This window comes from Vibrio sp. 10N.247.311.49, assembly GCF_041467655.1.
Lineage (GTDB): Bacteria > Pseudomonadota > Gammaproteobacteria > Enterobacterales > Vibrionaceae > Vibrio > Vibrio crassostreae_C.
The window spans coordinates 25,988-37,085 of record NZ_JBFSVA010000032.1 but is presented as its reverse complement, the minus strand read 5'-3'; the positions used below and the strand labels follow the sequence as shown (position 1 = coordinate 37,085).

The following is an 11,098-nucleotide window of genomic DNA, read 5'->3' as shown; positions in this document are numbered from 1 at the left end:
ACTATCACGGCACCTATGGCGATCTAATCTTACTCACCGATGGCACCTGGCATTACCATGCCGATGCTGGGCATCTATCAGGTATAGGTGCTAGACCCACAACGCGTGGCACTGCAATTGACCAACTTGGTGAAGGGCAAAGCTTAACCGATACGATTACAGTCCATTCAAAAGATGGTACAACACACGATATTGTCATCACCATTCACGGCAGTAACGACAGACCTTACTGTTCATCTGAAGTGGTGCTTGCAAATGGCAGTGAAGATACACGCCAAACCTTAACCACCGCGCAACTATTAGCGAATACCGTCGATGTGGATGCCAATGACGCCGGTAAACTAACCATTGAAAACCTCCATGTCGACCATGGCTCTATTCTAAACAATGCCGATGGTACGTTTACGTTTACCCCAGAGAAAGACTATAACGGCGATGTACACTTCAGCTATGACGTTAAGGATGCACACAGTGGTGTGACCCACACCGGCGCAACCACCAACTTAGCTGCGGTTAACGACAACCCTGATGTGACGCCTTTAACAGACAGTGTCAGTGAGGGGGCCGATAATCATCACACCCTCAATCTGCTAGTAGGTGCCACAGATAAAGACGGCGACGCTTTAACTATCAGTCACCTTGAATATGCCATCGATGGTCAACTTCAGGCAGGGAAAATCCCCGCAGGTATCACCTTAGATACTGATGGTCATACATTAATTGTTGATGCCACTGATCCCGCATTTAACCATTTGGCCAATGGTCAGTCGCAACAAATCGCTATCACCTATCAAGTAGAAGATGGCCATGGTGGAAGTACGCAACAAACCGCCACGCTTACCATTGCCGGGACAGATGATAAAGCCACACTGGTTTCTAATGTCATTCAGCTCACTGAAACACAAGCGCTGGATAGTGAATTTAAATCCTATAGAGGCCAGCTTCAGCTGATTGACCCTGATAGTGGTGATAACACTCAGTTTGTATTTAGCGGGAAGTATTTAGGTCAAGGTTTTGCACCTGGTCACCTTGATGTTTGGCCTAATGGCACTTATCAATTCAAATTAGATGCTGGTACCAATCATCATCCGGACGATCTAATCAGTAGCCTACATGCTGGCGAGTCGATGGAGCTCCCCTACGAAGTCGAAACCACTGATGGTCAGAAGCTCACCATTATGGTGAAAGTGACCGGTGAAGATAACCAAGCAAAAATTGCAGTGACGCCCTACTCCAGCCTAAATAATCATGTTTACGAAGATCATACTTCCTTTGGCAATACCACCAGTCAACTCAGCAGTGGTGGCACGTTACAGGTCATTGACCCGGATCACGATCAAGCCGGTTTTATCGCACAAACCATCACTACCGCCGAAGGTGGTCGGTTCAATATCAACGCACAGGGCCAATGGTCATACGATATTGACAATGATAAAGTCCAACATTTAGGCGCAGGGGAAAGCTTCCAGCAAACCTTTACCGTTGAATCTATCGATGGCAGTGCTAAAAAAGATATCACAGTGACCGTTCACGGCACCAATGATGCGCCCGTCGCATCAGCTGAAGTACGTTTAGCGAATGGCTTAGAAGATAATAAAATTGTCCTCACCCCTGCACAGCTACTGGCCAATTCTAGCGATGTTGACGACAACGATATTGGCAAATTATCCATTGAAAACCTACAGGCTGACCACGGTGCTATTGTATTAAATGCCGATGGTACCTTCACGTTTACCCCAGATAAAGACTATAACGGCCAAGTGCATTTTAGCTATGATGTTAAAGATGCTCACGGTGGTGTGACCCACACTGGCGCATCAACGACGCTCTCGGCAGCTGGCGATGCTGCGATCTTCACCGGAGATAAAAGCGGTCAAATTACAGAAGATCGCCATGTACAAGGTGATGCTCAACATACGATATTTGTCACTGGCGTGTTGAATGTTATCGATCCTGATGCCAGTGAAGATCATTTTTACGCCACTCGTAATGCCCATGCGGTCAGTGATCCCTATGGCGGTCATCTGACCATTGGAAAAGCCGGTGATTGGGCTTATTCGGTTCCCAATGCCAATATTCAGCACTTAGCGGCAGGGCAAGTCGAGCAGGTTCAATATGAAGTAACGACCGCTGGTGGTGATAAACAAATTATTACCATCAATGTGCATGGCACTAATGATAAACCAACAGTTTCTGAAGTTATCGCAGGTGCACATAACATTGATGAAGATGCTGCAAATGCGACCTCTGGGCAAATTATTATCAGCGATGTTGATCATAGCGATCAACATTCTGTCAGTATTGATAGCCAACATCAGCCACAGTATGGTTCTGTTACCTATAATAGCAATACACAAACTTGGGTCTACACACTTAATAACAGCAATAGCCATGTTAATGCTTTAAATAATGGTGAACAATTGACCGATAAGTTTTCTCTATTAGTCGATGATGGACACGGGGGCATTACAACTCAAGAAGTTGAAATGCGCATTGATGGACACAGCGATGTTCCACCAATGCCAACCCTAGTTGCCCCTGCAAAAATTACCGGCAGTGCAGGCAATCAGGACCTGCATGCCTCAATCGGAATTCCTCCAATTATTCACCAAGGAACGCCTACGCCAATGACAGGCTGGGGAATATCAGATCACCACGGACACTCTCTCACTGCATTACACGGTCAATTTGGTACTTTGCATGTCAATCCTGCAACCGGAGAGTTGAGTTACGATTACCAACAAACTTCATCAGGCGTCGTTAAGACACATACAGGAGGCTCTTACGGTAGTGGTACAGACGAAACCGACTCGTTTGTTTTAACCCTAGGAGGCGATCAAAACTCACAAGTCGCGGTGCACCTACATTTGCACTCGCAATCCGTCCATGGAAACAGCGGACATCACATTGACCAAACCACACTAACTGGCATGGATTTATCGCCAATCGCTCCATCACCTCCTCCAGCACCCGGCATGAGCCAAGCGGATGAACCGGATGCCTCTTTCAGCACCCCTGATGAAGTTACTCTTAATTTTGATGAGGTGACGGCAAACCTAGAACATACAGCGATAGGCGAACACGAACAGCGTTCTGGTGCCCATGCTTACCTAGACGCTCTGGGTATTAATGCTGACTCGCCGTCTATAGATTCACCGTCACACAATGTACCAGTAGCGCATGATATCGATATCATTTTCAGTGATGCCGAGAGTGCTTATGGGGCTGAGCAAACTGACGATGGTATGAGTGATGGGCTGTCTCACCATACCGATAACCCATCTATTGATGATTCTTTACACCATCATAATGACGTTGACGGACTGCCTGACATAGACCCAAATAACTAGAACATCACCCCTTCGGTTAGATAAAAAAAGGAGCACGGCATGTGCTCCTTTTTTATGCAAGCCAGAGTGGAGGACTTTACCTCTCTCCAAACGCCACGCTAACATTGGTATAAATCGGTTTCCATAAGTATTGGAACACCGACTTCTCGCCAGTTGTGATGTCTACTTCACCCGTCATACCCGGCAGTATGGAAAAGCTTTCAGGGTTATCACGGAAGTAAGGCGTATCAACCGACACTACAACTTCATAATAGATCTCGCCACGTTCGCTTTGACTTGTGGTCGGTGAAATACTCTCTACCGCCCCTTTTAAAGCCCCAAAGCGGCTGTAATCAAACGCATCAATCTTGACTCGAGTGGGCTGCCCAACACTCACAAAACCAATATCTCTTGGGGACAAACGTGCTTTGAAGTCAGCGTTCCCTCCGACAGGCACAATTTCAACTACCGTGCCACCCGGCTGAATAACACCACCATCCTGCGTGCTTGGTATGCTTTGCACCAAGCCTTGTAGCGGTGACACTAACATAGTGTTCGTCAATTTAGCTTGGCTTGAACGAACTCTAGCATTCAATGCTGATAAGTCAGATACGGCTTTAGAACGATCATCGCTCACTTTAGCTTTCGCTTCCGCCAGAAGCTGTATGATTTTTTGGTCATTACTGTCAGCTTGTCTAATCAATACCGACTTCTTACCACGAGCTTCTTCGATTTTCTGTTCGATACTGGCCAATTTTTGTCGCATTTCAAGCACACGTAAACGTGAAATGTTACCCGCTTTATAACCCTTCTCCAGTATGTTCAACTCTTGCTTAGTCGCATTTAACTCTTTCTCATAACTCGGCAAGGCCTTTTCTACGCTACGAAGCTGCTCTGCAATTTGCTCGCTCTCTTTCTCAAGCACCACACGCTTTTGGAAGTAGAGGGCTTTTTGCGCGTTCAGCTGAGCTTTTTGCTGGCTGACGATCTCTGGGTAATCGACCTCAAACTCAGCAAGGTTAGGCTCACGTTGCTCAAGCAACGCATTCATACGTTCCACACTGGCTAGAAGCGTCACTTGTTGGGACTTTAGCTCTTCAAGGGCGGTACGCTGGAAAGTGGCATCAAACTCAACAAGCGGCTGGCCTTTCTCTACCAACTGGCCTTCTTTAACAAGAATTTGCTTTAACTTACCGCCAATCGCACTTTGTAATACTTGCTTCTCGCCTTCCGGAATCACAGCACCTTTGGCTTTGGCGATTTCATCAACTTGAGTGACTACAGACCAAGTGGCAAAAGCAATAACACATAAGGCAACCGACCATGTGGCCAGCGCCAATGTACGAGCCGTATTTTGTGATTCAACAAGCTCACCGTAGCGCTTGCCCTTCTCGATAGATTGTTTAGTCATTAGCGACTCCTTGCTTAGACTCTGATTGTTCTTGTTGGGCTGCATTTTGTTGAGCAGACGCCTCTTGAGTTGACGGCTGTAGCTCTTGAGATAACGGTTGCTCAGATAACTGCGGTTCTTGAGAAGCTTGAGGCTCTGAAGGCTGTTCCTGCTTCGAAGACTGCTCCGGCTCTAATGGACCGGCATAAACCACTGCACCTTCATTTAATACCACCACTTTATCGGCAAGCTTGATTAAATCCGGATCGTGGGACGTGTAGATCACCGTTGCTTTTCCTTTTTTCGACTGCACAAACTCACCAAATATACGTTTAGCATTTGGGTGAGCATCAGGCACAGGGTTATCCATTAAGAACATTGGGTAGTCATAAACCAGCGCTTTCGCGTCAATGAGGATCTGCGCGACGCTGCCAGACAACATGTCAAAAAGGCTGTCCGGCTGAATACTGCTGATGGAAGTATCGAGCCCACCTGATAATGTCTCGAACCAACGCTTTCCGCCCACCATTTCAATTGCAGATATCATTTTCTTATCTTCGACTTTGTGACCGTCGTTTAGCCACTCTCGAATACTCAGCGTAAGCAAATCAGGATATGCGGCTCGAATGAAACACCAGTGGCGATAAAGCTGCGGATCATATTGAACGAGGTTAACGCCTTCAAGCTCGACCATGCCGTTTTGGATAGGCTGCAAGCCAGACAGCACTTCAATTAATGTTGATTTACCGCTCCCAGAAGGGCCGGTAATCGCGACAATTTCACCGGCTTCAATATCAAAACTCACACCATTCAAGGCCGGGCGACTCTGTTTGGGATAGCGCAGTGTCACTTGCTCTAATTTCAAGTTAGGCGCTACCACAGGTAACGGGTGATGCTGGTAACTGAATTCACGCTCAGACGGCTGAGACAAAATACGGTTCACTTGCAGCTTGGATTGATTAAAGCTATTAAAACGCATCGCACTGTTTGCCAACACCTGAGCAGGACCCGTCACCTTAGATATCAACATCATTGAAGCAATCAAACCACCAGGGGTCATCACTTGTTCAAAAATAAGTCCTATGCCTAACCCCATCACGGCGAGTGTCGAGCCCACACCAATGAAATAGTAAATCGAGGTGTACCGACTCTGGAGAACCGATTGATTAAAGGTCACTGTTGAAGCAAGAAGATTGGCTTTTTTGAAACGTTGAATCCAGTGCTCTGAGAATCCAGCACTGCGAATAAAGGCAAGCTTGGATGACAGCTCATTAGTCATGTTTTGACGATTCGTACCTGCGACTGTCGATTGCATCGAGCGCTTGCTGCTAGAGCGTATCGAGCGTTTTGCTAGCAAGTAATAAAGGATTAAAGAAACGACTGGAACCAGTACCAACCATCCGCCTAAAACTCCTATCGCTAGTACAAAAATTAGAATGAATGGCAGATCAAACAGCGCATTTCCTAATGGCCCCGATAGCACACCTGAAATACGCTCTGACAACATCACTTGGTTTTGCTGACTAGAAGAAGCTGTTTGCTGATTTTGAGCATAGCTATTACGAAGCAGACGCTGCACGAGGGATTGAGAAATCTCACGACTTACTCGGTTCGAAACTGAAGCAAACACGCGGCTACGTAATGTTCTCAACCAACCCATCATCACAAACAACAACGCCGCGCCAATGGCGATACCTTGCAACTCATGCCCTGCATCACCACCAATCACATGGTCATAAATCGACATCGTGATGAAAGGAACGGCAAGCGCAAATAAGTTAGTGATAAAGCTGACTAGCAGCAATTTAGGAATAATGGGGCGAAACGCATGTAGTCGTTCGCCAACCCAATCAGGAGAAGCCTTCTCTAGTGGTGGACCTTCGATAACAATACAAAACTGAGGGACATCGGTAATGTCGTCATTGGCATTAAAGGCAACAAATTGCTTGGATTCCAAATGACCAGAGACCAGCTCATGTTCACCAAGTACCAGTAAGACCAATTTATGTTCACCAACTTCATCTAGGTTGGCAACCAAGCGATAAGGCAGTGCAAGCCTGTCGAACAAGGCAAACATATCGTCGATTGATTCAATGCCATTTTCATCGACCCATTGATGTGCGAACAACTGGATATTAGCATTAACTTCCAACAGCTTAAGAACGGAAAGGCTCTCGGTTTCTAAATGATTCATCACCTCTTGTCGACCGCTGGTATCTGCACGGTTGTTCGTACCTGAAGGGTTACCAATATCTAAACGATTCATACGACGGCCTCCTGATTGCTCTCGCTGTCGACCGTAATAGCTCGACTTTCCACTGTAATGATTCGATTAGCAAATTCGCGAAGCTTCGAATGGTAGCTCACCATCAGTATCGTGCGTCCTGCCGTTACTTCTTCTTCCAACACCTTAGCTAGATTCCCAAGGGCGTCTAAATCAAGTGAAGAATCCGGCCTTTCCAACATGATTATGGGTTTATCACTTGCCAATTGAGCCGCGATATTGAGCATTTTCACGTTACCCATACTCAACAAAGAAGCACTCGTATGGCCAATTTGTGTCTCTAGTCCATCGGGTAATCGAGTAATCTCTTTGGTTAAACCCAAACGCTTTGCATAGTCACTGGCGCTTTGCGTTTTCTCAGGGTCAAACCCGCACAAGTTGTCGAGAATAGTACCCGACACCAACTGCCCTTTAACGCCACAGTAGGCAGCAATATTGGTTACGGATGCGATTGAAACTGCAGCTCCGTTAATGAAGCACTCACCCGCTTTTAGATCATCAATACCTGCAATCGACGACAATAAATGACTGTTGGTGTGGCGATCCTCACTCTCTAACAAAACCAACTCACCTTTATTCAGTGTGACATCGGCATGAGAGAGTTCACCATATCTTTCAACGGTCGCTTGCTTGATTTCCAACGTCTCAAAGTCAGATAAGTGGTTCTCAACTTGCTCAGAATCTGAAGATTCCGATAATGATAAGTCACTCAATTTTTCTATTGCCTGATTGGCACTGTGTATTGAATTAAGCTTGATTCTAACCCCAACCAGAGCACTCAAAGGCGCAACCGCTCTGCCAGATAAGATAGAACATGCCGCCAAGCCACCAGTAGTTAACTGACCATCCAACACCCACAAGCTCCCCGTAATTACGAGTAAAACTGACGTGGCTAATGCGGCAAGCTGAATACATTCTTGGGCAAAGGCGTTCTGTTCTTCTTCTCTCGCTTTAGACTGAGAGCGAACGTTATTGAGGGATTTAAACTGATTGAAGATTCGAGACTCAACAGCCTGACGTTTGATTCCTTGAATGGTTTGGCTCAGTAAAATCAAGAACGCTTTTCGCTCCTGCTCATCTTGGGAAGCTTCTTCACTTAAGCTTTTAACGCGAATAGAAGATAACCAAACGATTCCGAGAGTAATCAGCCAAACTGCCAAAGGTATCGCCACCAGCTCACCGCCGATGTAAGCCACCAAGCCCAAGAAGATCAAGGCAAAAGGCAAATCAATAAAGCCTGCAATCACACCACCGGAATACCAATCTTTGACTTTGGATACAGAACCAAGCCCCTCTTCCACGCCGCCAACACCAATGTGGCGGAGATGGCCTGATGAAGCCGTTGTTACTCTTTCAACCAAAGTTTGATAGGTCGCTTTCTCGGTATTGCTGGCCGCGGCTGACAAAAGCCAAGTACGCACAAACCGGATCAATGCTTCCATGGCAACAGCCAACGCTGCACCCGCCAACAACAAAGTGGCAGTACCGTAACTTTGGTTAGGTAAAATACGATCGTAAATTTGCAAAACCGTTAACGGAACGGCGAGAGAGAGAAGATTTATGAGTAAAGAAGGCAGTAAGACTTTCCCCACCACCCCTTTGTTTTTCATTGAACTTGCGGGCATACACAATCCTTATCCATGCTTATGAAATAAGATTGGTACACCATGTTGAGTATTGCAAGGTAACGGACTGATTTAACGTGTTTTTCAATATAAATATGACACAGATCTTTCTACACAAATCTGTGGCTATACCCGTACCTTAAAAACGCTCCTTACAAACGCTCGTTACAAGTGCTCCTTACAAACAATTGTCGTAATCCGTTATCGCCTGCTTTAACTTTGAAAAGTCTGAGTTACATAAATACGGTTTCAGCGCTTCAAATTTATCTGAGGGCCACTCGTATATTTTGAATGACATGAGTTCGTCAATAACGGACTCATCAAAGCGGTATTTGACGACTTTAGCTGGAGAACCACCGACAATGCTGTATGGAGCGACGTCTTTAGTCACCACACTATTCGCTGCAACCACAGCGCCTTCGCCAATCGTCACACCGGGCATCACCATCGCTCTCATGCCTAACCACACCCCATCTTCAATGTGAGTGTCACCTTTGCCAATGTAGGCATCGTCGATTACATCCATAAATGGATACAGCGAAAACCAATCAACTCTGTGGGTATGGTTGCCACCCATTAAAATCACAACCTCTGCGCCAATGCAGACATAATCGCCGATATGGAGTTCGTCGATTTCCCATCGAGGCTCCCACTGGCGGCTGACGTCGTCGCCATGTAAATAACGGACGACAGATTGCTCGAACCCATTATCCCAGCAATCGCTGTAATAACTGTGTTGACCTTTTACGTGAATATTGGGGTTGGTTACGACTTCATGCAGCAACTCGAATTTGGACCAATGCTTCTTTTGCATTTTTACCTCTGAATGATCTATTAAGTTTTATTCGTTAACTATCAAAATGTTCGACGATGCAAATCCAAGGTGCACAAACTAACGCCCTATAAACACAGGGTTCACTGGGATGAATAGTGAGTATCACGCTTAAATCATAGCAATATCGCTAAAACTAAAGAGACGTCAGTGGATTCGAGGTTGCTTAAGAAGAGGAAGTAGTTTCAAAGTTTGCTCAGTTTTTATCGATAACTTGGTTGGATAATTTACAGGCGTAGTGTAACTGTTTAGTCGCGCCAATTTGACAGGAAGATGTGATTAATAAGGTTTCAAATTTCGTTTCGTGGAATACGGAATGAACAAGAGCCTGCGCGATTACACAGGCTCAAACTTAGACTCAGCTATAAACTTCGGAGCTCGCTTGGAGCTGGGCTCAGCGACTACATGCGTGCAAGCTGTACTTTTCTGTCTTTATTCACCACGCAGAAGTTACCGCGCTTAGTACGACACTTAGAGCATCGTTCGCATTCAACAGGGCTTCTATCCCCTTCCTTCCAACGCTTCACTAAATGGGGTTCAGAAAGCAGCGGTCTTGAAAGCGCGAAGTACTCAATGCCCGTGTTGTTTGCAATCGCTTCGATAGCATCAAAATCCGTTAGACCACCAACCGTGATCACTGGGATATTAACGTCTTGGCTAATCGCGTGACCATACTCATGGAAGTAGCCTTCAGCTTGAATGGTAAAACCATCGTGCGACTCGCCAACCATAGTGTCTGCTTTGCCATGAATATTGCCTGACACGACAATGCCATCCACACCCACTTGTTCAAGCTTTTTACAGACAATACGTGTTTCCTCAAAGGTGACGCCACCTTCAAAAAACTCGGATGCCGTGAGCTTAACCAAGATAGGGAAATCATCACCCACCAGCTTACGTGTCGCGGTATAGATCTCTAACAAAAATCTCATGCGGTTTTCTAAGCTACCGCCGTATTCATCTTCACGTTGGTTGTAATAAGGGCTTAGAAATTGGTTAATCAGGTAAGTGTGAGCGGCATGAATTTCAACTCCATCAAAGCCTGACTTTTGTGCTCTCAAAGACGCTTGAGCAAACGCATCAACAATGTAGTCGATCTCGTCTGTGGTCATCGCTTTACCTAGTGTTTGAGTGCCTTTTTCTGGAACCTCACTTGGTGCGTAGATCACTCGTTCGCCAAGATCATGCGTGGTTTTGGTGCCACCATAAGCTAATTGCATCACGATTTTAGAGTCGTTGTCGTGCACCAGTTGAGTCAGCTTTTGATACTCTTCAATGAATGAGTCGTTATACATACCCATCATGCCTGCATTCGGCTTTTCTTCTTCAACAATGTTCGCGTAGCCCGTCACGATCAGGCCGACTTCACCTTGAGCCAACTCTTCATAGATAGCGTACAGTTTATCTGTCATATGCCCATCTTCGGTGGCCATATTTTCCCACGTTGCACTTCTCATGAAGCGATTCTTTAGTGTCATCTTGCCAATGTGGGTTTCTGTAAACAAAGTGCTCAAGTGTCTTCCTCTCAAAATCGTGTTACGCAAGTTACCCATTAAGCATGGGCACTGATTCAGGCGGATACTACAGAGAATAAGGCAGCGAAAACTTAATCTAGATTAAGAGAGCGGCACTCTCATG

At 45.9% G+C, this 11,098-nt stretch carries 6 protein-coding genes; 1 reads left to right on the top strand and 5 read right to left on the bottom strand.

Translation table 11 applies throughout. The features are described 5' to 3' along the window. A partial coding sequence (locus AB6E54_RS20865; protein WP_372169024.1) for a VCBS domain-containing protein occupies positions 1-3,350 on the top strand: 3,350 nt, incomplete at its 5' end. Between the two features lie 76 nt (positions 3,351-3,426). On the opposite strand, the gene AB6E54_RS20860 is transcribed toward AB6E54_RS20865, so the two are convergent. From AB6E54_RS20860 to AB6E54_RS20840, 5 genes are all read right to left on the bottom strand, one after another. After that, complete coding sequence (locus AB6E54_RS20860) at positions 3,427-4,740, bottom strand: HlyD family type I secretion periplasmic adaptor subunit (RefSeq protein ID WP_017061737.1); 1,314 nt, start codon at positions 4,738-4,740, stop codon at positions 3,427-3,429. Continuing rightward, a complete protein-coding gene (locus AB6E54_RS20855) occupies positions 4,733-6,985 on the bottom strand; it encodes an ABC transporter transmembrane domain-containing protein (RefSeq protein WP_372107203.1) in 2,253 nt (750 codons plus the stop codon). The genes AB6E54_RS20860 and AB6E54_RS20855 overlap by 8 nt, the downstream gene beginning before the upstream one ends. Further along, complete coding sequence (locus AB6E54_RS20850) at positions 6,982-8,628, bottom strand: ABC transporter ATP-binding protein (RefSeq protein ID WP_017066510.1); 1,647 nt, start codon at positions 8,626-8,628, stop codon at positions 6,982-6,984. The genes AB6E54_RS20855 and AB6E54_RS20850 overlap by 4 nt, the downstream gene beginning before the upstream one ends. A gap of 178 nt (positions 8,629-8,806) precedes the next feature. Then, complete coding sequence (locus tag AB6E54_RS20845) at positions 8,807-9,442, bottom strand: CatB-related O-acetyltransferase (RefSeq protein ID WP_108152110.1); 636 nt, start codon at positions 9,440-9,442, stop codon at positions 8,807-8,809. 419 nt (positions 9,443-9,861) lie between these two features. After that, on the bottom strand, positions 9,862-10,974 hold the full coding sequence (locus AB6E54_RS20840; RefSeq protein ID WP_372169023.1) for an NADH:flavin oxidoreductase: 1,113 nt from the start codon (positions 10,972-10,974) through the stop codon (positions 9,862-9,864). Positions 10,975-11,098 lie beyond the last annotated feature (124 nt).